Below are 24,295 nucleotides of genomic sequence, written 5' to 3'. Positions count from 1 at the left end.
TGCGCTGTGGGCTCGCGCGTGCCTCAGACGGAGCGGGCTCGCGCTCGACGATGTCGATCAACGATTCCTCGGGTTGAAGTGAGGGCCTGCCGCGCGGTAGCCACACATCGACATCTGTCCGCGTTCGGAGCAATTCCACACATGACGAGCAGCACTGAGGCCACCTCGAGCACCCCGCAGGTAGCGGTCAACGACATCGGTTCCGAAGAGGCCTTCCTCGCCGCGATCGACGAGACCATCAAGTACTTCAATGACGGTGACATCGTCGAGGGCACCGTTGTCAAGGTCGATCGAGACGAGGTCTTGCTCGACATCGGTTACAAGACCGAGGGAGTCATCCCCTCCCGTGAGCTCTCGATCAAGCACGATGTCGATCCGGCCGAGGTCGTCGAGGTAGGCGAGCACGTTGAAGCCCTTGTCCTTCAGAAGGAGGACAAGGAAGGCCGCCTGATCCTGTCCAAGAAGCGCGCCCAGTACGAGCGCGCCTGGGGCACGATCGAGAAGATCAAGGACGAGGACGGCATCGTCACGGGCACCGTTATCGAGGTCGTCAAGGGCGGCCTCATCCTCGACATCGGGCTGCGCGGCTTCCTGCCGGCGTCCCTGGTCGAGATGCGCCGGGTCCGCGACCTGCAGCCCTACGTCGGCCGGGAGCTCGAAGCCAAGATCATCGAGCTGGACAAGAACCGCAACAACGTGGTCCTCTCCCGCCGCGCCTGGCTGGAGCAGACCCAGTCCGAGGTTCGCCAGACGTTCCTCAACACCCTCCAGAAGGGCCAGGTCCGCAAGGGCGTCGTGTCCTCGATCGTCAACTTCGGCGCGTTCGTCGACCTCGGCGGCGTGGACGGTCTGGTGCACGTCTCGGAGCTGTCCTGGAAGCACATCGACCACCCGTCCGAGGTCGTCGAGGTGGGCCAGGAGGTCACCGTCGAGGTTCTCGACGTGGACATGGAGCGCGAGCGGGTCTCCCTCTCGCTCAAGGCCACCCAGGAAGACCCCTGGCAGCAGTTCGCCCGCACCCACCAGATCGGCCAGGTCGTCCCCGGCCGGGTCACCAAGCTGGTGCCGTTCGGCGCGTTCGTCCGGGTCGAGGAGGGCATCGAGGGCCTGGTCCACATCTCCGAGCTGGCCGAGCGCCATGTGGAGATCCCGGAGCAGGTCGTCCAGGTCGGCGACGAGATCTTCGTGAAGATCATCGACATCGACCTCGACCGGCGCCGCATCTCGCTGTCCCTCAAGCAGGCCAACGAGGGCGCGATCGGCGCCGACGTGGAGTTCGACCCCACGCTGTACGGCATGGCGGCGACCTACGACGACCAGGGCAACTACATTTACCCCGAGGGCTTCGACCCCGAGACCGGCGAGTGGCTGGAAGGCTTCGAGAAGCAGCGTGAGGAGTGGGAGCGGCAGTACGCCGAGGCCCAGGCGCGCTTCGAGGCCCACAAGCGGCAGGTCGAGGAGGCCCGCAAGGCCGAGGCCGAGGCCGGCGGAGAGGGCGCCCAGTCCTTCACCGGCGAGCCCCAGGCTGGTTCCACCAGCAGCGCCCCCGCCCAGAGCGGCGGCACCGGCGGCGCACTCGCCTCTGACGAGGCCCTCGCGGCGCTGCGCGAGAAGCTGGCCGGCGGCCAGACCTGACACACCGGTTCGCCCCGGCCTGTCCGGCCGGGGCCACCGGCCCCACCGGACCCCGCCCTCGTGGCGGGGTTTCGTGTTCTCCGGCCTCTCGCGGGGTCAGTAGGGTGGTCGCCGTGACACGGATCGAGAGGGCCGGGCCGGACGACGCCGGGGAGATCCTGACCGTCCAGCGCGCCGCCTACGTGACCGAGGCCCAGCTCTACGGCGACCCGTTCATCCCGCCGCTGGTGGAGTCGGTGGAGCGGATCCGCCAGGCCGCGGGCACCGGGCTCATGCTGAAGGCGTCGGCGGGTTCCAGGATCATCGGCTCGGTGCGCGGCCTGCTCTCCGGGAGCACCTGCCTGGTCGGCCGGCTGGTGGTCGTCCCGGACATGCAGGGCCGGGGCATCGGCGGCAGGCTGCTCGGCGCACTGCACGAAAAGGCCGCCGAGGCGGCGGAGATCGCCGCGTTCGACCTGTTCACCGGCCATCTGTCGGAGACCAGCCTGCGGCTTTACCGGCGGCACGGCTATCGGGAGACGGGCAGGGAACGGGTCCATGACCATCTGACGCTCGTCCACATGCGCCGCCCGGCGCGAGCGGCCGGAGAGGAGCGGTCCTGATGTTGACTGTCGGGCTCACCGGCGGGATCGGGTCGGGCAAGTCGGAGGTCGCGCGGATGCTGGCCCGCAGGGGGGCGGTCGTCATCGATGCCGACCAGGTGGCCAGGGAGGTCGTCGAACCCGGCACCGAGGGGCTGGCCCGCGTCGTGGCGGCCTTCGGCGAGGAGGTGCTGACGAAGGACGGGGCGCTGGACCGGGCCAAACTCGGGTCGATCGTGTTCGCCGACTCCGCCAAGCTCGCCACGCTCAACGGCATCGTCCATCCGCTGGTCGGCACGCGGGTCGCCGAGTTGCAGGCCGCCGCCCCCGACGACGCGATCGTGGTCTACGACGTGCCGCTGCTCGTGGAGAACGGCCTCGCCCCGCGGTACGACTCGGTGATCGTCGTCGACGCCTCCGACGAGATCAGGCTGGAGCGGCTGGTCCGGATCCGCGGCATGAGCGAGGCCGACGCCAAGGCCCGTATCGCCGCCCAGGCGTCCCGGGAGGCCCGGTTGGCGGTAGCAGACCACATCGTGCCCAACGAGGGCTCTGTGGCCGATCTGGAGGCGCGTGTGGGGGATGTCTGGGCGGCACTGGGCCGCCAGGCCGGGCGTTGAGAAAGCCCCGGCGCACGATCGCGCGCCGGGGCCCTCTCGCGTCAGGTCAGAACCAGCCGCGGCGGCGGGCCATGGCCTGCAGCGCGTTCTGCAGGGTCTGCTCCACCCCCGCCGGATTGTCGCCGTAGCCGACGGTGAACCTGCTGTAGGTGTCACCGCCCGCGGACAGGAACCCGCCGCGGTTGTCGGCCTCCAAGATCACGTCCATCGCCTGCGGCCCCGCGATGAACGTCAGCTCCAGCTCGTTGAAGTGGCGCCGCCACTCGTGCCCCGCGTAGTACTCGATCTCCTGGAAGAACGGCATGCTGGAGCCGCGCAGCGTGCCGCGCTCCAGGTCGGCCTTCTTGAAGCCGAAACCCATCCGGTTCAGGGCGTTGATCAGGTACTCCTGCGCCGGCAGCGGGTTGATGAACAGCGGGTCGAGGTCGCCCTTGTCCAGCGCCCCCGCCAGGGACAGCTCGGTGGCGACGCCGAGGCGCATGCCGCGCAGCGGATGCCCGCCGATGGCGCTGATCGGCGTCTCCCACGGCACCTGGATCTCGAACGGCACCGACCTGGAGTCGCCCGCCGGCAGCTCCGACGGCCCCGCCACCGCCTGGTGCAGGAAGCTGTAGGTCGCGTTGTACTCGTTGTCGCCGCTTTCGACCTCGACCTTGGCGGTGAAGTCGATGAAGATCCCGTCGATCCGCTGGTGGGCGGAGCCGCCGCGGAAGTTGACCTCGCCGCGGAGGATGTCGCCGGGACGGACGTTAGAGTTGTGCAGGACCGTGTCTACCTCGACACCCGCGCCGAACGCGGCCATCAGTTTGCGGAACACCATCGGGACGTCTCCAGGTATGAAGTGACTCAGCAGGGGATTGTCAGGTTCGGGGCGGACCCGCCGGTTCAGGTCAGGCGGACCCGGGGGGCGGCGGTTGTACAACGGGCGGCGGCAGTTGGCCGTTCCCTCCCGTGAACTTGGGGAGCATCTGCGCCAGCAGCAGCGTGGACAGCGCGGACGACTCGCCCGAGGCGGTCCCGGTCCTGACCACGAGCGGCTGCGGCGCGCTCTCGGCCAGCTTGGCGCCCACCTCCAGGCGGCGCCTGGCCAGCTCGTACTGCAGCACCGCGCGGTTGTCGCGGTAGGAGTCCGCCAGCCGGCGCTGCGCCTTGGCCTCGTTCTCGGCGAAGGTCAGCTCGGCCCGGCCGCGCGCCTCGATCTCCCAGCGCACCCGCTGCGCCTCGGTCTCGTGCTCCTCCAGCATCCGCGCGACGTCCTTGCGCGCGGTGTTGTGGGCGGCCTTGACCTCGACGATCCGCGCGTCGCGGGTCTTCTTGGCCCGCTCGATCTCCATCAGCAGCGTGTCGATGCGGCGCTTCCTGGTCAGCTCCCACTCCCGCTCGTAGGCCGACAGCTCCTTGGCGACCTTCTCGCGGGTGGACAGGTGCTGCTGGTACTGGTCGGGAAGCTGCACGTCGGGGATGTTGCAGCCCATCACCCGCACGCCGTACCGGCCGAGCTGGCGGTTCAGCGCCTCCTGCATGTCGTTGACGTCGGAACCGCGCAGGTCGTAGGCGCGCTCGGTGTTGACCCTGCGGCTGCGCTGGCGGATGGCGTCCTGGACGGCGCTGGAGAGCACGAGGTCGAAGTTGCCCGCGCCGATCGTGCGGACGAAGGCGACCGGGTCCACGATCCGGAACTTCAGGAAGAACTCGATGGCCTTGAGCGGGACGTTCTCGGCCGTCGGGCAGGCGGCGATGGGCGCGGTGTAGGGGATCTCGGTGGAGGTGTCCACGACCGCCTCGACCCGGTCCCAGGGCAGCCACAGGTAGTGGCGGCCGGGGTCGAGCGTGCCGGTGATCGCGCCCCACCTGCTGCGCACGCCGGTGGTGCCCTGCTCGATCTCGATGATCGCCCGTCGCCACATCCAGACGAGCCCGGTGACCAGGAAGAACGCCGCGCCGATCCAGGCGAGCAGGCTGACGATGGCGTACTCGGCCAGCACCGCCGTGCCGGCCAGGTAGACGGCCAGGAACATCAGCGTCATCCACGAGAACCCGCGCCGGTCCTTGGGGATCACCACGGGGACGAGCTGGCCCTGCTCGCCGCCGCGCAGCAACTGGCGGATCTCCGACCAGGAGGCCAGGGATTCCTTGATCTTGGAGAAGTCGCGGTTCATCGGGTCTCCCCAGGGGTGAATGGCGGCTCCTCGTGGGGCGCGGGCTGCGTGCTGAGCGCGTGCCGTCCGGTGGGCTCGGGCCGCGGGGCGGCCCCTGGTACGGGGGCCGGTACGGGGACCGGCGCAGGCTCGGCCGGCACGGTGGGCGTCCCCGCCGCGAGCAGCGCGGCGATCTCGGACTCCCGCTCCGAGATCCGTCGCCCGATCTCGCCCAGCCGGGCGCGGATCGCGGCCATGTCCTCGCCGGAGAACAGCGTCGCGTCCTTGCCGCCGACCAGTTGCCTGGCCAGGGCCAGGAAGTCGATGTCGGCGCCGTCGCCCACCTGGATCACCTGGGGCAGGCGGGTGGCCACGCCCTCCAGCTTGTCCAGCAGGTCGGTCTGGAAGCGGTAGTCCAGGATCTCGGGGGCCTCGGCCGCCGAGAGCGCACGGATGTCCAGGGCCTGGGCCTCCAGCAGCGCGGCGTTGGCGTTCGCGGTGCTCTCGGCCTCCACCAGCCGCTGCCGCGCCTGGGCCTTGGCCTGGTGCGAGGCACGTTCCAACGCGGTGTCCATCTGCGCCTGGTATCCGGCGATCTCCGCGTGGATGGCCGACAGCGTCTCCTGCAGTCCGGCCAGCTCCTTGGTCAGGTCGCCCTCGTTCTGCTCCTTGCGGAGCTGGAGCTCGTACTCGTAGGTGTAGGCCTCCTTGGCCACCCGGACCATCTCGGGGGCGGCCAGGTCCATCCGGTACTCCTGGCTGGACGGCTCGGCGTGGGTGATGTTGACGTCGGTCAGCCGTACGGCGGGCAGGAACTGCTGGTTCAGGTTGTCCAGCATGCCGACGGTGCTCTCTCCGACGAGGTCGTAGATGTCCTCCGCGCGCTGGGCGTAGATCAGGCTCCGGGTGACCTCGCTGATCGCGTTCTGGAGCTTGGCCTGGAAGCCGGTCACCGAGCCGAGCACGAAGATGAACTCGGCCGGGTCCTCGATCCGGAACTGCAGGAACAGGTCCACGCTGGCCTTGACGCCCTGCTGGGTGGGGGCCTCGCGGATGGGGGCGTTGAACGGGTACTCACGCGTGGTGTTGACGATATAGCTGACCCGCTTCCACGGGTTGAACAGCGTCACCCGGCCCGGTTCGGCGATCTGGACCAGCTTGCCGAACTTGGTGATGAGCGCGCGGCACCCCTCCGGCACCATGACCACGCTCCTGCGCCACCACAGGAGCGCGGCGGCCAGTACCAGCACCGCCCAGTAGTGCGGGCCGAACAGTACCGCCGCATCGATGGGCAGGCCGCTCACCACCAGCCCGACCAGGCCGAGCCCGGCCAGCACCACCAGTGGGATGATCACCTTGGCGGTCCCGGACCTCGGCATGATCACGGGCGAGATGACGTGGGCGGGCTCGCCGTTCGGGCCCTTGCCGGCGAAGCTGCGGTTGACGATCTCGCTCGCCTCGTTCAGCGACGCGGACCTCGCCTCGATCAGCGTGCCGAGCGAGCCGGCCTGGTCGCGGGCGGCGAGGAAGTCGTCCGGGTTCAGGCGGAAGCCCGCTCCCTTGTCGCCGGGCAGTTGCCCGGCGAGTTCGTCGATGGCCTGCCCGACCGCGCCGCGCAGATCACCACCCTCGGCGACTCGCTGGGCGACGCCCCTCGCCTTGTCGATGACCGCCTGTCGTGGACGGGCCATCCATCACACCTCCGGGTTGTCACGCGCGGTGAGCGCAGAACTATGTGGAGTTCCGGATATATCACGGCATGTAGTGATAGACACACCGTTGCTGCCGGACAGTTAAGAGAACGACGCTTGCGATCTGCTTAACATCGGATTGATCGTTGTCACCGTTGGTGCGTCTGTGTGATGAGCGCAGGTCAGCCTGGACGGCGGGTCGGGCTCGGCGCTCGCGGAGGCGGTCCGTTTCTGTCGGTGGGGCCGCCTACAGTGGAGTGCGTGAGGCCAGTTACAGATCTGCAGCGCAGCGTGGCGCCGTTCAAGGTCGTCACCGAAATGACACCGTCCGGTGACCAGCCCCAGGCGATCTCCGAGCTCACGGCCCGGATCACCGGCGGGGAGAAGGACAGCGTGCTCCTGGGCGCGACCGGCACCGGCAAGACCGCCTCCATCGCGTGGCTGATCGAGCGTGTGCAACGGCCCACCCTGGTGATGCAGCCCAACAAGACCCTGGCCGCGCAGTTCGCCAACGAGCTGCGCGAGATGATGCCGGGCAACGCCATCGAATACTTCGTCTCCTACTACGACTACTACCAGCCCGAGGCATATGTCCCGCAGAGCGACACCTACATCGAGAAGGACTCCTCGATCAACGAGGAGGTCGAGCGGCTGCGCCACTCGGCGACCAACTCGCTGCTGACGCGCCGCGACACCATCGTGGTCGCCTCCGTCTCCTGCATCTACGGCCTGGGCACCCCGCAGGAATACGTCGATCGGATGCTCCGGCTCAAGGTCGGCCAGGAGATCGAGCGCGACCGGCTGCTGCGCCGCCTGGTCGACATGCAGTACGCGCGAAACGACCTGGCCTTCACCCGGGGCACCTTCCGCGTGCGCGGCGACACGATCGAGATCATCCCCCAGTACGAAGAGCTGGCCGTCCGCATCGAGATGTTCGGCGACGAGATCGAGAAGCTGGCCACCCTGCACCCGCTCACCGGCGAGGTGATCACCGAGGACACCGAGCTGTACATCTTCCCGGCCTCGCACTACGTGGCCGGCCCCGAGCGGATGGAACGCGCGATCGCCGGCATCGAGGCGGAGCTCACGGCCCGCCTCGCGCAGCTGGAGCAGCAGGGCAAGCTGCTGGAGGCGCAGCGGCTGCGCATGCGCACCACCTACGACATCGAGATGATGCGCCAGATCGGCACCTGCGCCGGCATCGAGAACTACTCGCGGCACATCGACGGCCGCGAGGCCGGGTCGGCGCCCAACACCCTGCTCGACTACTTCCCCGACGACTTCATGCTGGTCCTGGACGAGTCCCACCAGACCGTCCCGCAGGTCGGCGCGATGTACGAAGGCGACGCCTCCCGCAAGCGCACCCTGGTCGACCACGGCTTCCGGCTCCCCTCGGCCCTGGACAACCGGCCGCTGAAGTGGGAGGAGTTCCTCGATCGCATCGGCCAGACGATCTACCTGTCGGCCACCCCCGGCTCCTACGAGCTCGGCCGGGTCAAGGGCGACGTCGTGGAGCAGGTGATCCGCCCCACCGGGCTGATCGACCCCGAGGTCGTCGTCAAGCCCACCAAGGGGCAGATCGACGACCTGGTCCACGAGATCCGCGAGCGCGCCGACCGCGACGAGCGGGTCCTGGTCACCACCCTCACCAAGAAGATGGCCGAAGACCTCACCGACTACCTGCTGGAGCTGGGCATCCGGGTCCGCTACCTGCACAGCGAGGTCGACACGCTGCGCCGGGTGGAGCTGCTGCGCGAGCTGCGCCTCGGCGAGTTCGACGTGCTGGTGGGCATCAACCTGCTGCGGGAGGGCCTCGACCTGCCCGAGGTGTCGCTGGTCAGCATCCTCGATGCCGACAAGGAGGGCTTCCTGCGCTCGGAGACCTCGCTGATCCAGACCATCGGCCGCGCGGCGCGAAACGTCTCCGGCCAGGTCCACATGTACGCCGACACGGTCACCCCCTCGATGCAGCGCGCGATCGAGGAGACCAACCGCCGCCGCGAGAAGCAGGTCGCCTACAACACCGCCCACGGCATCGACCCGCAACCGCTGCGCAAGAAGATCGCCGACATCCTCGACCAGCTCAACCGTGAAGACGCCGACACCGACCAACTCCTCGGCGGCGGCCGCCGCCAAAGCCGCGGCAAGGCCCCCGTCCCCGGCCTCTCCCGCCAGGCCGGCCAGCACGCCAAGGCCATCGCCGGCGAAATGCCCCGAGCCCAGCTAGAGTCCTTGATCGAGTCCCTGACCGACCAAATGCACCAGTCCGCCGCCGACCTCCAATTCGAGGTCGCCGCCCGCCTCCGCGACGAAATCAAGGAACTCAAACGCGAGGTCCGCGACATGCAAGAAGCCGGCGTCTCCTAACCCCTCCCCCTATCCACGAAAACCCCACGAACCCGACCACCCCGCCCCACACCGGGTCCGCCCGGCCTAGGACCGGACCCCTCCGCCCCGCGCCCGGCTCGCCCACTTCCGAGGCGGGGCGTCCGGTCTTGGCCAGGGCTACTCCGGCCGCAGCCGGTTCCTCCGGCCTGTGGTCCGGTGCCCGCATGGGCCGAGGCGAGCCGTCTAGGTCTCCAGCGGGTGGCTGAGCAGCGGGATCATCACTTCGTCCACGATCTCGGTGATCACGTCGTCCGTGATGGGCACGCCGTAGAAGAGGAAGTGGCTGCGCAGCAGGGCCTGCCCGGTCTCGATGCGGCGCGGGGTGACGGCCGACGCCGGGATCTCGCCGCGCCGGACCGCGCGCAGGGCGACCTCACGCATGGCCTTGCGGCCCAGCCCGAGCGAGTGGCCGCGTAGTTCCTCGATGCGGGCCTGGTCGCGCAGGGCGTCGCTGAGCAGGCCGCGCAGTACCTCGCCGCCCGGGCCCGCCAGCAGGTCGGCGGTGCCGCGCAGCAGCGCCAGCAGGTCGCCGCGCAGGGAGCCGGTGTCGGGCGGGAGGCCGTGGTCCGGCATCAGGTGATAGACGGCCTCGACGATCAGCTCCATCCGGCTCGACCAGCGCCGGTAGAGGGACGCCTTGCCGGTCTTGGCGCGTTCGGCGATCCGCTCCATGGTCATTTTCGCGTACCCGACCTCGGCCAGTTCCTCCAGCGCCGCCCGGAAGATCGCGGCGTTCAGCGCGTCGCCGCGGCGGCGGGGGAGTCTGCGGTGGTCGGGGGCCATGAGCAGATCCTATGAAGCGGCGGCGGTGACGCGGCCCGTCCGGCCGTCCACGGTGACGAACTGGCCGTCCCTGAGCACGGCGGTGCCCCGCCCGGTGCCCATGACGGCCGGAATGCCGTATTCACGGGCCACGATCGCCGCGTGTGAGGCGGCGCTGCCCGAGTCGACCACGACGGCGGCGGCGCGCTGGAACAGCGGGGTCCACGACGGATTGGTGTAGGGACAGACCAGGATGTCGCCGCCGGTCAGTGTGCCGAACTCGGCGGGTTCTCGTACGATCCTGACCGGGCCCGTCGCGCTGCCGCCGCCCGCGGGCGTCCCGGACACGAGGGCGTCGCCCTGGTCGCGCAGGGGATGGACCAGCGCCGGATCGATGAGCGGCACGCCCGCCAGTTCCGCCCGCCGTGCCGCCCTGGCCCGTACGGCCGAGCGCAGCCGATCCCCCGCCGGCCCGATAAGAGGGTGCGGGTCCGTGATGTCCTCCAATTCCTCAAGGCGCAGGTGGAAGACCTCCTCGGCATCGTCGAGCACCCCGGCGTCGCGCAGCCGCCCTCCGATCTCCAGCAGTGCCCGGCGCAGCACCGGCAGCGGCCTGGTGAAGTAGAAGTGGGTGTCCTCGCGGAAGGCCATGCCGTCCCGCGCGGCCCGTACCTGCCGCAGCACGCGTTCGCGCCGCCCGGGGTCGCGCCGCAGCCTCGGGTGGTCCAGGAGCCGTGCCAGCGCCTCCCCGGCCCGGTCGGTCGCGGCGGGCGGATCGGCGGCGAGCACCTTGACCAGGCCGAGTACCACCTCCGGGACCTCGCCCCAGGTGGGCGGCGTGACGAGGATCGGCGAGGCGGTCTCACGATGCCCGTACTCGCGGAGGAAGGCGGTGAAGTCCGCCCAGAACTCGTCATACCCCTTGAGCCGGTCCAGATCGGCCGCCTCCACCGCGGCGCGCAGCCCGGCGTCGGCACGGACCGGCCCGGCGAGGGCCGCGAGGGCGCGGTTGGCCGCGGCGGTCCGGGTGTCCGCGCCGAGGACCAGGTCGCCGAACATCGCCCGGCGCCGCAGCCTGACCAGCGTCAGCAGCAGCCGGACCAAGGACCAGCCCACCCCCGGCAGGTAGGAGGTCCGCATGTCGAGGAGCGGCCTGACCAGGTCGAGGGCCTGCCGGGGCACGCGGATGAGCCGCGCCCATGGCATCGCCGTCAGGTCTTCGGCGGCCAGCAGTTCGGCGCGGGAGCGCCACGCGCCGAACCGCGGGTCCGCCGTCCAGCGGGCGGGGTCGTACCGCCTGGCCAGGGAGAACAGCCGGTACGGCGCGCGCAGCACCCCGATGGTCGGCCGTGGGGTGCTCGGGACGAGCCGGGTGACCACCCCGTCCTCCTCCACGATGAACCCCTCGAACGCCCCCCGCACGCCGAAGTACTCGGTCAGCCTGGCCATGAGTCCCGCCGGACCGTGCGGGATCCAGGTGCTCATGTCGATCGGATACGGCCGCACGGGCAGCATCTCCAGCAGGGCCGCGGCGAGCCGCCGGCGTACCGGGCCCAGGCGGATCGGCGGCGGGGGCAGCGCGGTCATCGGCCGGGCCTGGAGCAGGGCCACCCGGCCGTCCGCGTAGGCCCATTCGATGTCCTGGGGCGAGCCGAAATGGCGGGCGACGCGCGTGCCCAGCCGGGCGAGTTCGGCCAGAGCGTCGCGCGGCAGCCGTTCGGCCTGGGCCGCGGGCGCGCCGGGGGAGTCGTGGGCGACACCGCCGCCGGCCGTACTCCGCACGACCACCTCACGCCGCCCGGGGACGAACTCGCGGACCCTGCCCCGGGGGTCGAGCACGTAGTGGTCGGGGGTGACGAGGCCGGAGACCACGGCCTCGCCCAGGCCGCCGCTCGCGTCGATCACCGTGCGGTCGCGCCGCCCGGTCACCGGATCGGCGGTGAACATCACCCCGGCCAGCTCGGCGTCGATCATCCGCTGCACGACGACGGCGATGCGCACCTCGTCGTGCGCGATGCCGCGCCTGTCGCGGTAGGCGATGGCGCGGTCGGTCCACAGCGATGCCCAGCAACGGCGTACCGCGTCGATCAGGGCCGCCTCCCCGACGACGTTGAGGTAGGTGTCCTGCTGGCCGGCGAAGGCCGCGCCGGGCAGGTCCTCCGCGGTCGCGCTGGAGCGCACGGCGACCGGGGGACGGCCCTCGGCGGCGTAGGCGGCGGCGATCTCCGCGCGCAGGCCGTCAGGTACGGTCAGCGACTCCAGCCGGGCGCGCAGCGCCGCGCCGTCCAGCCCGCCGGGGCCGGTGTTGCCGGGCGCGACCGCCGCGTACGCCTCGGTGGTGACCACGAAGCCGCCGGGCACCGGGAAACCCGCCCTGATCAGCTCGCCGAGATTGGCCCCCTTGCCCCCGGCGAGGGCGATGCCGGCGCGGCCGAAGTCGCCGAGCGGCGCGACGAGTGCCATCGGGTCTCCTTGACGTTCGGGAAGCGTGAGCGCCCCGACTAGAGAACGAACCGTTCTCTAAGCACGATAGCCGTCGGCCATTAGAAGACGCAACGTTCACTGTTAGGTCAACACACGGTCATCCCAGGGAAGGTCAGCGCCCGAGCGGCGGCAGCCGCAGGTCGATGTCGACCTCGAAGCCCGCATGGGTCCGCAGCCGATGATGGTGGATCCCCGTCGGCACGTACGCCCGCACTGCGGGGTCCAGCTCGTAGGTGTAGGCGACCGGCTGGGCGTCCTCCTCCTCGATACGCCACAGGTAACGGATGCCGGCGTTGGAATACTTGATCGGTTTGGTGACGCGGTCGCGCTCGCGGGACTCGTCGGACGCCACTTCGACGACCAGGTGAACCTGCTCCGGCTTGAACGTGGTCAGCCTGCTGTGCAGAGCCGCGGCCTCGACCACGAGGATGTCGGGCTCAGGGCGTTGCCGCAGGCCGAGCGTCACCGTCATCTCGCGCGCGACGGCCAGCCCGTCGGGCGGCCGGATCTCGCTCTCCAGCAGGCGGAGGACCTGCATGCGGAAGAACGTCTGCGGTGACCTCACGGTGAGGGCTCCATCGATCAGCTCGATGCGCCGTGGCGCGTCGGGGGGAAGGTGATCGAGCATGTCGGCGGTCCATCCACCTGGAGGTCCGGGGTAGAACCACTCGGGAGGTGCTGTGGTCATCTCCAGGTCCTCCTTCGGGTAACCCCTAGGAGTCATTATGTCACATGGAGTGACCGTCAGGCGCGCTCTTCCGGGGGGCGGGCCGGGTGGTCGAGGGTGCGGCGGTACAGGTCGTCGATCTCGTCGAGGGGGTCACGGACGACGTTGCGGCGGGCCTCCAGCTCCAGGTCGGTGCGCCCGCGCAGGTCGTCGATGCCGCTCGCGGAGTGGCCGACCTGGTCGTCCAGCAGGTCGGCGCGGATCTTGGCGCAGGTCGTGGCGAGCTTGACCTGGTGGGCGCGGAGCCGGTCGAGGGTGACGTGGTCGACGAAGCCGGAGGCGCGGCGCTGCTGGGCGTACATGGCGAGCTGCCCGTCCAGCACCTCGGCGTGCTCGGCGACCTCGCGCACCAGTACCGGCAGGTCGCCGAGGCTCCAGCCCTGGCGGGCCGCCTGGTCGAGGGCCTGGCGGGTCAGGGTGACCTCGCGGCGCAGCTCCACCCGCAGCCGCTCGGCGTCGCCCGCCTCGCCCCCGCTCATCGCGTTGACGTGGGTGGCGAGCCTGGTCGTGGCGGCCCGGGCCTTCTTGGTCGCGGCCTTGCCGAGCTTGACGGCGAAGTAGAGCCCGACTCCTCCGATGATCAGGAAGAGCAGGAAGGCCACCAGGACGATCGTGATGAACGTGCTGATCGCAGACACCCCTAACCGCGGTGAGGACCGGTAGGCCCGGACATCCTGATGACTTCGAGCATATCCACCCGGCGGCCTGATGAGCCGCCCGATGAGAAGGCGCCGTCACGGGCTTCAGGGACCGCCACGCGCGGCGCGCGCGGTACGGCGGCGCCGCCGTACCGCCCTGATCACCCACCACGCCGCCACGGCGAACAGCAGCAGCACCACGACCACCAGTACCGGCACAAAGAGCGCGATCAGGCTGATGCCGATCGACCCGGCGTCCTCCACGGTGCTGACCACGGGCGCGCCCACCCCCGCCGTCGTCGCGTTGACCACCGGGCGCGCGGCCGCCTTCAGCAGGTGCACGACCAGGGCCAGGGCGATGCCGAGCAGCCAGCCGACCCAAGGGTGATCGGCCATCCAGGCCGACCCCTCCAGCTCGGCCGCGGCGGCGGTGGCGCTGAAGACGACGCCACCGGCCGCGGGCCGTACCGCCGTCTGGACGATGTCGTTGACGTGGTCCACCACGGGCACCTTGTCCAGCACCAGCTCCGCCAGCAGCAGCACGCCGATGATCAGCAGTACCGGCCACTCGGCCAGCCAGGCGTACCCCTCGGGCAGCCGCACGGCGTCGGTGAAGTTGGCCGCCAGGCCGACCACCAGCAGCGGGATGTAGGCGTTGAGCCCCGCGGCGGTGGACAGGCCGAGGCCGGTCAGTGTCGCCAGCATGCGTCCTCCCAGGCGCCGTTCTCCGTCGATCGCAAGAACGCTTCCCGGGCGCGCGGAGATCCCACCCTACGGTCACAGGTCGATGACGCCGCGCAGCCGGGCCACCGCCGCGCCGAACTCCTCGATCATCTCCTGGACCACCTGCCGCGTGGGAGCGGCCCGGTCGAGCTGCCCGACGACCTGCCCCACGAAGTAGCCGGCCAGCCGCTCCGCGCCGGGGTTGCCCGACTCGGCGGCACGGCCGATCCGCGCCATCGCCGCCTCGGCGACCAGCGTCTGCAACGGCGGGGGCAGCGCCCCCGGGCTCTCGGTGGCCTCGTCCCACTCGTCGGTCCAGGCCGACCTGAGCTGGCGCGCGGGCCTGCCGGTGCGGGCGGTGGAACGCGTGGTGTCCAGCGAGGTCGCGGCCAGCATCTTGCGCCGGACCGGCGCGGACGTCTCGGCCTCCTCGGTGGTCAGCCACACCGAACCGCACCACACGCCCTCCGCGCCCAGCGCCAGCGCCGCGGCCATCTGCCGCCCGGAGGCGATCCCGCCCGCCGCCAGCACCGGCACCTCGACGGCGTCCACCACCTGGGGGACCAGGACCATCGTGGTGATCTCGCCGGTGTGCCCGCCCGCCTCGGTGCCCTGCGCCACGATCATGTCGGCGCCGGCCGCCGCGTGCCGCCTGGCCTGCTCGACCGTGCCCACGGACGCCGCCACCGGCACCCCCGCCGCCCTGGCCTTGGCCGCCAGCGCCGGATCGGGAGCGCCGGACGCCCCCGCGATCAACGCGATCGGGTGCTTGAGCGCCACCTCGGCGAGCGCGGCGGCCCCCTCGGGCCCGACCCTGCGGCCGAACTCCTCGGCGGGCGCGGCCAGGTATCCGGGCAGCGGATCCAGCGTGCTCACGCCGTACTTGGCGAGCAGGTGCGCCACGAAGTCGCGGTGCCGCTCGGGGATCAGGTCGGCGACCCGCGCGAACGCGTCGCCCGCCGTCGCGGTGGCCCGCAGGTCGACCGTCGCGGGCGCGGGCACGTCCACCCCGTACGGCCGGCCGCCGACCTCCTCGTCCAGCCTGGACAGCTCGGCGTCGAGCCGGTCGGGGGAGTACGTGGCGGCGCCGAGCACGCCGAACCCGCCCGCACCGGTGACCGCCGCGACTACGTGCCGGGAGTGACTGAACGCGAAGAGTGGGTGTTCGATGCCGAAGCGTTCACAGATCGCGGTCCGCATGCGGCGAAGGTAACCCCGGCATCGCGGCCGGGTCCAGTGGAACGGGAGTCTCCTGAGGTCCGGCCGTGACCGGCCCGGAGGGCAGGAACGGCAGGTGCCAGCCCTCATCAGGGGTGTAACTGCGTATCACCCTGGCCGGGACCCCGGCGAGCACGCAATGGTCGGGGAACTCCCCCCGGACCACGGCTCCGCCCGCCACCACGGTGTGCCGGCCCAGCCGCGTCCCGGGCAGGATGATCGCCCCGGCCCCGAGCCAGGACCCTGACCCGATCGTCACCGGGTTGTTGCGCGGCCACTGGCGGCCGATCGGGGTGTCCGGATCGTCGTAGACGTGGTTCTGGTCGGTTATATAGACGTACGGACCGGTGAAGACATCGTCACCGATGTCGATCCACTGGTGGCCGACGATGTGGGTGCCCCGGCCGATGGAGCAGGAACGGCCGATCCGCACCACCGTCCCGGGGCCGAGATCCAGCCCCGGGTTCATGCCCGCGCTGATCGACACGCGCTCGCCGACGAGGGTCCCGTCGCCGATCTCGATCCATTCCTCCCCGAAGATCGCGCCGGTGGGAAAGGCCAGGCAGGCGCCCTCGCCCAGCCTTTTGAAGCGGTGTCCCGCGGGGCTGCGCGGTGTGATCGCGCCGGCCCGCCTGATCGCCGCCCAAGCGCGGTGGACCAGCGTTCCCGCGGCCCGCCGTACGGCATCGCGGACTGACATACCGGCCCAAGCTACCGTGCCCGCCATATAACGGAACAGCAGGTCGAGCACAGGTGGACCACGGTGTTTGATAATCTGAGAGCCCGTGGGTACGGGAGGCCGCCCACTCAACGGCCGACGATCGAGACGACCACGGGAGCCCTCTTGCGCAGCGCCGCACACACCAAACATCTGTTCGTCACCGGCGGCGTCGCCTCAAGCCTCGGCAAGGGGCTCACCGCCTCCAGCCTGGGGCGCCTGCTGAAGCTCCGCGGGCTCCGGGTGACGATGCAGAAACTCGACCCCTACCTCAACGTCGACCCCGGCACGATGAACCCCTTCCAGCACGGCGAGGTGTTCGTCACCGACGACGGCGCGGAGACCGACCTCGACATCGGCCACTACGAGCGGTTCCTGGACACCGAGCTGCACGGCTCGGCCAACGTGACCACCGGGCAGGTCTACTCCAACGTCATCGCCAAGGAGCGCCGCGGCGAATACCTCGGCGACACCGTGCAGGTCATCCCGCACATCACCAACGAGATCAAGGACCGCATCCTCGGCATGGCCGCGCGCGACGTGGACGTGGTCATCACCGAGGTGGGCGGCACGGTGGGCGACATCGAGTCGCTGCCGTTCCTGGAGGCCGTCCGCCAGGTGCGTCACGAGGTGGGCAGGGACAACTGCTTCTTCCTGCACGTGTCGCTGCTGCCCTACATCGGGCCGAGCGGGGAGCTGAAGACCAAGCCCACCCAGCACAGCGTGGCCGCGCTGCGCAGCATCGGCATCCAGCCCGACGCGATCGTGTGCCGCTCCGACCGGCCGATCACCACCAGCCTCAAGCGCAAGATCAGCCTGATGTGCGACGTCGACGAGGACGCCGTGGTCAGCGCGGTCGACGCGGCGAGCATCTACGACATCCCGAAGGTCCTGCACGCCGAAGGGCTCGACGCCTACGTGGTCCGCCGCCTCGGCCTGCCGTTCCGCGACGTCGACTGGAAGGAATGGGACCAGCTCCTGCGCCGGGTCCACCGCCCGGCCAAGGAGGTCACGATCGCGCTGGTCGGCAAGTACATCGACCTGCCCGACGCCTACCTGAGCGTCACCGAGGCGCTGCGCGCGGGCGGTTTCGCCAACGACGCGAGGGTCAACATCCGCTGGGTCAAGAGCGACGACTGCGAGACCCCCGACGGCGCGGCCCGCGAGCTGGACGGCGTGGACGGCGTGCTGATCCCCGGCGGGTTCGGCGTGCGCGGCATCGAGGGCAAGGTCGGCGCGGTGCGCCACGCCAGGGAGAACCTGGTCCCGCTGCTCGGCATCTGCCTGGGCATGCAGTGCATGATCATCGAGGCGGCGCGCACGCTGGCCGGCCTGCCCGACGCCAACAGCGCCGAGTTCCTGCCCGACACCGTGCACGCGGTGATCTCCACCATGGCCGACCAGGAAGACGTCGTCGCCGGCGAGCGCGACATGGGCGGCACCATGCGCCTCGGCCTCTACCCGGCCGAGCTCCAGGACGGCACGCTGGCCCGCAAGCTGTACGGCAAGAGCCGCGTCGAGGAACGGCACCGGCACAGATACGAGGTCGCCAACTCCTACCGGGAGGGGCTGGAGAAGGTCGGCGTCGTCTTCTCGGGCCTTTCGCCCGACGGGCGGCTGGTGGAGTACGCCGAGCTGCCGGCCTCCGCCCACCCCTTCTTCATCGGCACCCAGGCCCACCCCGAGTTCAGGTCCCGCCCGACCCGCCCGCACCCGCTGTTCAAGGGGCTGGTCGCGGCGGCGCTCGACTTCGCCGACGAGCGCAGCGCCGCGGCCAGGGCGGGGAGCGGCGCATGAAGCGCATCGGCGTGGCCGACGTCGCGGACTCGCCGGAGGAATGGGAGGTCGTGGCCTCCTTCGACCGGTTCGAGTCAAAGATCATCAGTGTCCGGACCGACCGGGTGCGGATGCCGCTCGACGACACGGCCGACCGCGACTACGTGACCCACCCCGGGTCCGTCGCCGTCCTGGCCCTCGACGAGCACGAGCGGGTCCTGATGCTGCGCCAGTACCGCCATCCGGTGCGCGGCATGCTGTGGGAGCTGCCCGCGGGCATCCGCGACGTGTCGGGCGAGCCCACCTGGCTCACCGCGGCCAGGGAACTGGCCGAGGAGGCGGCCTACCGCGCCACCACCTGGCACACGCTGGTCGACCTCTACAGCTCGCCGGGGATGACCAACGAGCGCATCCGCGTCTTCCTGGCCCGCGGCCTCACCGAGATCCCCGAATCCGAACGCGACTTCGAGCACCACCACGAGGAGATCGGCATGCCGGTGGTGTGGGTGCCGCTGGCGGAGGCGGTCGGCAAGGTCCAATCGGGAATGATCCACAATTCCCCGGCCGTGGCCGGTATCCTCGCCGCGTACGCGGCCTCCGCCGACGGGTTCGCCTCCCTGCGGCCCGCCGACGCTCCGGAGGCATGAGCACGAAGGGGGTCGGGCGCGCTGAGCGACACGGAGGCTGTGCTTTCCAGCTACCTCGACCATCTGGCGGTCGAGCGTGGCCTGGCCGCCAACACCCTCGCCTCCTACCGTCGTGACCTGCGGCGCTACGTCGATCACCTGAAGACGCGCGGGCTGACCCGGTTCGTCGACGTGGCCGAGGCCGACGTGATGGCGTTCCTGGCCGCGCTGCGCGAGGGCGACGAGCAGCACCGCGCGCTGGTGGCCAGTTCCACCGCGCGGGCCGTCTCGGCGGTACGCGGCCTGCACCGCTTCGCGCTGCGCGAGGGCGCGGCCGGGCACGACCCCGCCCACGAGGTCCGCCCGCCGCGCCGGTTGCGCCGGCTGCCCAAGGCGATCGGCGTGGCCGAGGTCGAGCGGCTGATCGCCGCCGCGGGCCCCGACGGCCAGCCGCTGACGCTGCGCAACCGCGCGCTGCTCGAAGTCCTGTACGGCACCGGCGCGCGCATCTCCGAGGCCGTCGGCATGGCCGTGGACGACGCCGAACCGGAGCAGGTACGGCTGCGCGGCAAGGGCGGGCGGGGCAGGGTCGTGCCGCTCGGCCGCTACGCCAGGCAGGCCCTGGACGCCTACCTGGTGCGGGCCCGCCCCGCGCTGTCCGCCCACGGCCGCGGCACCTCCGCGTTGTTCCTCAACGCCCGCGGCGGGCGGCTGACCCGCCAGGGCGCCTGGGAGGTGCTTCAGGCCGCCGCCGAACGCGCCGGTCTGGACGGGGTTTCTCCCCACATGTTGCGACATTCGTTCGCAACGCACCTCCTGGACGGCGGCGCGGACGTTAGGGTTGTCCAGGAGCTGCTCGGCCACGCCTCGGTGACCACCACCCAGGTCTACACCTTGGTCACGGTCGATAAGCTACGAGAGGTCTACGCCGCCGCGCACCCCCGGGCGAGGCGGTGATCGTTATCAAGTCGTTTGAGATGCTTGCCGATCGGGCGTAGCCGGGCGTGCCGCCTTGCCGCATACGTGCTGACGCCATAGTGTCCGTCCGGACGGTCCGGTTCGGGGCCGTCAGGGAGGTTCAACTGGTGACTGTGACCACCGACGGTTCCAGCCGGAGGGCGACCCCCGGCACCACCCCCGACAACCCGTGGGGTGATTCCAAGACCGCCGCGTCCACGACGGCGAGTGGGATCCTCGGCCCCACGGGGCGGCCCCGCCCGGTGTTCCCCGAGCCGCCCGCGCGGACGTCCCACGGGCCGGCGCGGGTCGTCGCCATGGTCAATCAGAAGGGCGGGGTGGGCAAGACCACCACGACCATCAACCTGGGGGCCGCGCTCGCCGAGTGCGGGCTGCGGGTGCTGCTCGTCGACTTCGACCCGCAGGGGGCGCTGTCGGTCGGCCTCGGCATCAACCCGCTCCAGCTCGACCTGACGATCTACAACCTGCTGATGGAGCGCGGCGTCAGCCCCGACGAGGTCCTGCTGAAGACCTCCGTCGAGGGCATGGACCTGCTGCCCAGCAACATCGACCTGTCGGCGGCCGAGGTCCAGCTCGTCACCGAGGTCGCCCGCGAGCAGGTGCTGGGCAGGGTGATCAAGCCGCTGCTGCCCGACTACGACGTCTGCCTGATCGACTGCCAGCCCTCCCTGGGCCTGCTCACCATCAACGCGCTGACCTGCGCGCACGGCGTCATCGTCCCGCTGGAGTGCGAGTTCTTCGCGCTGCGCGGCGTCGCCCTGCTGATGGACACCATCACCAAGGTGCAGGAGCGGCTCAACGCCGACCTGGAGATCGAGGGCCTGCTCGCCACGATGTACGACGCGCGCACCCTGCACGGCCGGGAGGTCCTCGCGCGGGTCGTCGAGGCGTTCGACGAGAAGGTCTTCCACACGGTGATCAACCGGACCGTGCGCTTCCCCGACGCGACGGTCGCGGGCGAGCCGATCACCGTCTTCGACTCCTCCTCGCTGGGCGCGAGCGCCTACCGCGAGCTGGCCCGCGAGGTCCTCGCCCGCTGGCCCGACACCCCGGCCTGACCCGCTCGCGAGCCGTGGCCCCCGCGGGCGGTGGGCGGGGGGACAATGGCGGGGTGACGGAGGAGACGGAGGAACAGACCGCCAGGCCCGGCGGCTTCCAGGTCCACCTGGACGTGTTCGAGGGCCCCTTCGACCTGCTCCTCGGGCTGATCTCCAAGCACAAGCTCGACATCACCGAGGTGTCCCTGCACAAGGTCACCGACGAGTTCATCGCCTACATCCGCTCCCGCGGCCCGGAGTGGGACCTCGACCAGGCCAGTCACTTCCTGCTGGTGGCCGCCACCCTGCTCGACCTGAAGGCGGCCCGGCTGCTGCCCTCCGGCGAGGTCGAGGACGAAGAGGACCTCGCCCTGCTGGAGGCCCGCGACCTGCTGTTCGCCCGGCTGCTCCAGTACCGCGCCTACAAGGAGGTCGCCAAGGTCTTCTCCGGCCGGATGGCCGCCGAGGCGCTGAGGTACGCCCGGATCGTGCCGATGGAGCCGCGGTTCGCCGACCTGCTGCCCGATCTCGTGCTCGGCATCGGCCCGGAACAGCTCGCCAGGATCGCCGCCAGGGCGATGACGCCCAAGGCCGCGCCGTCGGTCTCGGTCGCCCACATCTACCAGCCGCTCGCCAGCGTACGCGAACAGGCGGCTATCCTTGTGCGGCGGCTGCGGGAGGTCCGCAGCGCGACGTTCCGGGCGCTGGTGGCCGACTGCACGGGCACCTTCGAGGTCGTCGCGCGCTTCCTGGCGGTCCTGGAGCTCTACCGCGAGGCGGCGGTCACCTTCGAGCAGATCGAGCCGCTGGGCGACCTGCACGTGCAATGGACCGGCACTGACGACGGAGACGTTGCCGTGGCCGACGACTACGATGAGAGCGCCGGAAAGAAACCCGATGAGTGAAGCAGATCCGCGCGAGGCGACCGCACAGGCCGAGCCCGGGCTGGCAGCCGCGCTGGAGGCGATCCTGCTGGTCGTGGACGAGCCGGTGGCCGAGGTGACGCTCGCTCAAGTGCTCGAACGGCCCACGCACGAGGTCGCGGCGGCGCTGCGCGACCTCGCGGCGGAATACACTGCGGCCGGACGGGGTTTCGATCTGAGAGAGGTCGCGGGCGGCTGGCGTTACTACACGCGGGCCGAGTGCGCGCCTTTCGTCGAGCGTTTCGTCCGCGACGGCCAGCAGACTCGACTCACCCAGGCCGCGCTGGAGACCCTGTCCGTGGTGGCCTACCGGCAGCCGGTGAGCCGCGCCAGGATCTCGGCCATCCGCGGCGTGAACAGTGACGGGGTCATGCGGACCCTCGTCGCGAGGGGGCTGGTCGAAGAGGCCGGCACCGACCCGGAGAGCCAAGCCGTGCTCTACCGGACCACTTCCTACTTCCTCGAACGGCTGGGCCTGCGAGACCTGGGCGAGCTCCCTGAGCTGGCGCCCTTCCTGCCTGAGGACGTGGAGAACTTGGAGGAGACCAAGTGAACGATGGACGCACCCCGTCCGGTGATGGACGCGGTCGGCGTTTCGAGGGCCGCGGCGGCGACGCCGGCGGGTCCTTCCGCGCTTCCAGAGGGGGCGCCAGAGAGCGGTACGGCGCGCCGTCAGGCGGCGCGCAGCCGGGCCGGGACTCCCGCTCCGGCGGGCCCCGAGGCCCCCGCCAGGACTCCAGAGACGACTTCCGCGACCGGCGGCCCTCCCGCGACGACCGCGAGGAGCGGGGCGGGCGCGACGGACGCGATGACAGGCGCGGGCGCGCCGACGACCGGCCGCGCCGCGACTCCGGCCGCGGCGGCTTCGCCGCCGGCCCCGGCGGAGCCCGCGGCGACCAGCGCTCCCGCGGTGATTCGGGTTCGCGCGGTGGTTACGGTTCGCGCGGCGATTCGGGTTCACGCGGTGGCTATGGCTCCCGTGGTGATTCGGGTTCGCGCGGAGGTGATTCGGGTTCGCGCGGCGACCAGCGCTCCCGTGGTGATTCGGGTTCGCGCGGTGGCTATGGTTCGCGCGGGGGCGACGCCGGCTCGCGCGGCGGTTACGGCTCGCGCGGCGGTGATTCGGGTTCGCGCGGCGGTTATGGTTCGCGCGGCGATTCGGGTTCCCGGGGCGGTTATGGCTCTCGTGGTGAGTCGGGTTCGCGCGGTGGTTACGGTTCGCGGGGCGGCGACGCGGGCTCTCGCGGTGGCTATGGCTCTCGTGGTGAGTCGGGTTCGCGCGGTGGCTATGGTTCGCGCGGGGGCGACGCGGGTTCGCGCGGTGGTTACGGTTCGCGGGGAGGCGACGCGGGATCCCGTGGGGATTCAGGCTCTCGCGGTGGCCACGGTTCCCGTGGTGATGATTCGGGTTCGCGCGGCCGTTATGGCTCGCGCGGTGACGCGGGCTCTCGTGGCGGCTTCGGTTCGCGGGATGACCGCGGTTCGCGCGGTGAATCGGGTTCCCGTGGCGACTACCGGCCGCGCACCGATTCTGGTTCGCGCGGCGAGTACCGATCAGGCGGTGACTTCGGCTCCCGCGACGACCGCCGTTCGCGCGATGACCGGCGATCCCGTGAGGGATTTCCGGGGCGCGACGCCGTGCAGACTATCGGCGGCGGCGGACCCGGTGGCGGGCGTACCCGCTACGGGCGTCCGGGGGGCGACCGGAGGGAGCGGGCAGGCCGTACCGACCGGGGCGGACGCGCGGAGTGGACCGCGCGCGCCGACCGGCAGGGCAGGCCGCAGCGCGGACCGTCCGGCGAGGGGTTCAAGACGGCCGAGCAGCCGCTGCGCGACCCCGACCACTTCCCGCCCGGCTACACCGACGAGCGCGACACCACCGAGGTCCCCGACGGCGTACGCCTGCAGAAGGTGCTCGCCCAGGTCGGCGTCGCCAGCAGGCGCGCCTGCGAGGAGATGATCGGCGCGGGCCGGGTCACCGTGGACGGCCAGGTGGTACGCAGGTTCGGCGCACGCGTCGATCCGGCCAAGCAGGTCATCCACGTGGACGGCAAGCGCATCCCGACCGCCCCCGACCTCGTGTACTTCGCCATCAACAAGCCGATCGGCGTGGTCAGCACCATGTCCGATCCGGATGGCAGGCCGTCCCTGGCCGACTACGTGGCCGACCGCAAGGAGCGGCTGTTCCACGTGGGCCGGCTGGACACCGAGACCGAGGGCCTGATCCTGCTCACCAACGACGGCGAGCTGGCCAACCGGCTCACCCACCCCAGCTACGGTGTGCAGAAGAAGTACTGGGCCAAGGTCAACGGCACCATCGAGCGCGGGCTCGGCCGGCGGCTGCGCGATGGCGTGGAGCTGGAGGACGGCCCGGTCAAGGCCGACGACTTCAAGATCGTGCAGGAGCACGGACGGCAGGCGCTGGTCGAGATCGTGGTACACGAGGGTCGCAAGCACGTGGTGCGCCGGATGCTCGCCGAGGTCGGGCACAGCGTGATCGACCTGGCGCGCATCGAGTTCGGGCCGGTCAAGATGGGCCGGCTGAAGTCGGGCACGCTGCGCGCCCTCACGTTGCAGGAGATCGGCGAACTGTATGCTGCCGTCGGGCTGTAGCCTTTCCGGCACGGCCGGT

Annotated in this window: 21 protein-coding genes; 11 read left to right on the top strand and 10 right to left on the bottom strand. The window is 71.0% G+C overall.

Going from position 1 to position 24,295, the window contains the following annotated elements; genetic code table 11:
* Positions 1-141: 141 nt before the first annotated feature.
* From rpsA to coaE, 3 genes are all read left to right on the top strand, one after another.
* Entirely contained in the window at positions 142-1,635 is a 1,494-nt protein-coding gene (gene rpsA / locus ACH34R_RS00810; protein ID WP_397559347.1) for a 30S ribosomal protein S1, read from the top strand.
* 113 nt (positions 1,636-1,748) lie between these two features.
* Positions 1,749-2,237, top strand: coding sequence for a GNAT family N-acetyltransferase (locus ACH34R_RS00805; RefSeq protein WP_397559346.1), 489 nt, complete (start codon positions 1,749-1,751; stop codon positions 2,235-2,237).
* Positions 2,237-2,836, top strand: coding sequence for a dephospho-CoA kinase (gene coaE / locus ACH34R_RS00800; RefSeq protein ID WP_397559345.1), 600 nt, complete (start codon positions 2,237-2,239; stop codon positions 2,834-2,836). Before ACH34R_RS00805 ends, coaE begins: the two co-directional genes overlap by 1 nt.
* Positions 2,837-2,882: 46 nt before the next feature.
* Here coaE and ACH34R_RS00795 read toward each other — a convergent pair whose 3' ends face one another.
* The 3 genes from ACH34R_RS00795 to ACH34R_RS00785 form a co-directional block, all read right to left on the bottom strand.
* Entirely contained in the window at positions 2,883-3,656 is a 774-nt protein-coding gene (locus ACH34R_RS00795) for a sporulation protein (protein ID WP_397559344.1), read from the bottom strand.
* A gap of 70 nt (positions 3,657-3,726) precedes the next feature.
* Positions 3,727-4,995, bottom strand: a complete 1,269-nt coding sequence (locus ACH34R_RS00790; protein ID WP_397559343.1) for an SPFH domain-containing protein — start codon at positions 4,993-4,995, stop codon at positions 3,727-3,729.
* Positions 4,992-6,665: an SPFH domain-containing protein gene (locus tag ACH34R_RS00785; protein ID WP_397559342.1), complete on the bottom strand. Its 1,674-nt coding sequence runs from the start codon at positions 6,663-6,665 to the stop codon at positions 4,992-4,994. Before ACH34R_RS00785 ends, ACH34R_RS00790 begins: the two co-directional genes overlap by 4 nt.
* A gap of 261 nt (positions 6,666-6,926) precedes the next feature.
* Between ACH34R_RS00785 and uvrB the strand changes: the two genes are divergently transcribed.
* Complete coding sequence (uvrB, locus tag ACH34R_RS00780) at positions 6,927-9,032, top strand: excinuclease ABC subunit UvrB (RefSeq protein ID WP_397559341.1); 2,106 nt, start codon at positions 6,927-6,929, stop codon at positions 9,030-9,032.
* A gap of 204 nt (positions 9,033-9,236) precedes the next feature.
* Here the strand turns inward: uvrB and ACH34R_RS00775 are convergent, their stop codons facing one another.
* From ACH34R_RS00775 to ACH34R_RS00745, 7 genes are all read right to left on the bottom strand, one after another.
* Positions 9,237-9,836, bottom strand: a complete 600-nt coding sequence (locus ACH34R_RS00775) for a TetR/AcrR family transcriptional regulator (protein ID WP_397559340.1) — start codon at positions 9,834-9,836, stop codon at positions 9,237-9,239.
* A 9-nt stretch (positions 9,837-9,845) separates the two neighbouring features.
* Positions 9,846-12,278: a PEP/pyruvate-binding domain-containing protein gene (locus tag ACH34R_RS00770; RefSeq protein ID WP_397559339.1), complete on the bottom strand. Its 2,433-nt coding sequence runs from the start codon at positions 12,276-12,278 to the stop codon at positions 9,846-9,848.
* Positions 12,279-12,411: 133 nt separating this feature from the next.
* Positions 12,412-12,987 carry a Uma2 family endonuclease gene (locus ACH34R_RS00765; RefSeq protein ID WP_397559338.1) on the bottom strand — a complete coding sequence of 192 codons (576 nt, stop codon included), beginning with the start codon at positions 12,985-12,987 and terminating at the stop codon, positions 12,412-12,414.
* A gap of 56 nt (positions 12,988-13,043) precedes the next feature.
* On the bottom strand, positions 13,044-13,664 hold the full coding sequence (locus ACH34R_RS00760; protein ID WP_397559337.1) for a hypothetical protein: 621 nt from the start codon (positions 13,662-13,664) through the stop codon (positions 13,044-13,046).
* Between the two features lie 105 nt (positions 13,665-13,769).
* Positions 13,770-14,369: a DUF4126 domain-containing protein gene (locus ACH34R_RS00755; protein WP_397559336.1), complete on the bottom strand. Its 600-nt coding sequence runs from the start codon at positions 14,367-14,369 to the stop codon at positions 13,770-13,772.
* A 72-nt stretch (positions 14,370-14,441) separates the two neighbouring features.
* The gene (locus ACH34R_RS00750) at positions 14,442-15,587 is read right to left on the bottom strand and encodes an NAD(P)H-dependent flavin oxidoreductase (RefSeq protein ID WP_397559335.1); all 1,146 of its coding nucleotides are present in this window, start codon (positions 15,585-15,587) and stop codon (positions 14,442-14,444) included.
* The gene (locus ACH34R_RS00745) at positions 15,568-16,305 is read right to left on the bottom strand and encodes an acyltransferase (RefSeq protein WP_397559334.1); all 738 of its coding nucleotides are present in this window, start codon (positions 16,303-16,305) and stop codon (positions 15,568-15,570) included. Before ACH34R_RS00745 ends, ACH34R_RS00750 begins: the two co-directional genes overlap by 20 nt.
* A gap of 144 nt (positions 16,306-16,449) precedes the next feature.
* Here ACH34R_RS00745 and ACH34R_RS00740 point away from each other — a divergent pair, with 144 nt between their 5' ends.
* The 7 genes from ACH34R_RS00740 (at position 16,450) to ACH34R_RS00710 (ending at position 24,276) form a co-directional block, all read left to right on the top strand.
* The gene (locus ACH34R_RS00740; RefSeq protein ID WP_397559333.1) at positions 16,450-18,120 is read left to right on the top strand and encodes a CTP synthase; all 1,671 of its coding nucleotides are present in this window, start codon (positions 16,450-16,452) and stop codon (positions 18,118-18,120) included.
* Positions 18,117-18,746 (top strand): NUDIX domain-containing protein, encoded by a 630-nt coding sequence (locus ACH34R_RS00735; RefSeq protein WP_397559332.1) that lies wholly within the window; start codon positions 18,117-18,119, stop codon positions 18,744-18,746. Before ACH34R_RS00740 ends, ACH34R_RS00735 begins: the two co-directional genes overlap by 4 nt.
* Before the next feature lie 39 nt (positions 18,747-18,785).
* Positions 18,786-19,682, top strand: coding sequence for a site-specific tyrosine recombinase XerD (locus ACH34R_RS00730; RefSeq protein WP_397559331.1), 897 nt, complete (start codon positions 18,786-18,788; stop codon positions 19,680-19,682).
* Positions 19,683-19,915: 233 nt separating this feature from the next.
* Entirely contained in the window at positions 19,916-20,761 is an 846-nt protein-coding gene (locus ACH34R_RS00725) for a ParA family protein (protein ID WP_397559783.1), read from the top strand.
* A 53-nt stretch (positions 20,762-20,814) separates the two neighbouring features.
* Positions 20,815-21,645 carry a segregation and condensation protein A gene (locus tag ACH34R_RS00720; RefSeq protein WP_397559330.1) on the top strand — a complete coding sequence of 277 codons (831 nt, stop codon included), beginning with the start codon at positions 20,815-20,817 and terminating at the stop codon, positions 21,643-21,645.
* Positions 21,638-22,216 (top strand): SMC-Scp complex subunit ScpB, encoded by a 579-nt coding sequence (gene scpB, locus ACH34R_RS00715; RefSeq protein WP_111168622.1) that lies wholly within the window; start codon positions 21,638-21,640, stop codon positions 22,214-22,216. Before ACH34R_RS00720 ends, scpB begins: the two co-directional genes overlap by 8 nt.
* A gap of 1,085 nt (positions 22,217-23,301) precedes the next feature.
* Entirely contained in the window at positions 23,302-24,276 is a 975-nt protein-coding gene (locus ACH34R_RS00710; RefSeq protein WP_397559329.1) for a pseudouridine synthase, read from the top strand.
* Positions 24,277-24,295 lie beyond the last annotated feature (19 nt).

Origin of the sequence: Spongiactinospora sp. 9N601 (assembly GCF_044326295.1) — a bacterium.
Classification (GTDB): domain Bacteria; phylum Actinomycetota; class Actinomycetes; order Streptosporangiales; family Streptosporangiaceae; genus Spongiactinospora; species Spongiactinospora gelatinilytica.
Note: the sequence above shows the minus strand (reverse complement) of the source record. Positions and strands in the feature narration are given on the sequence as shown.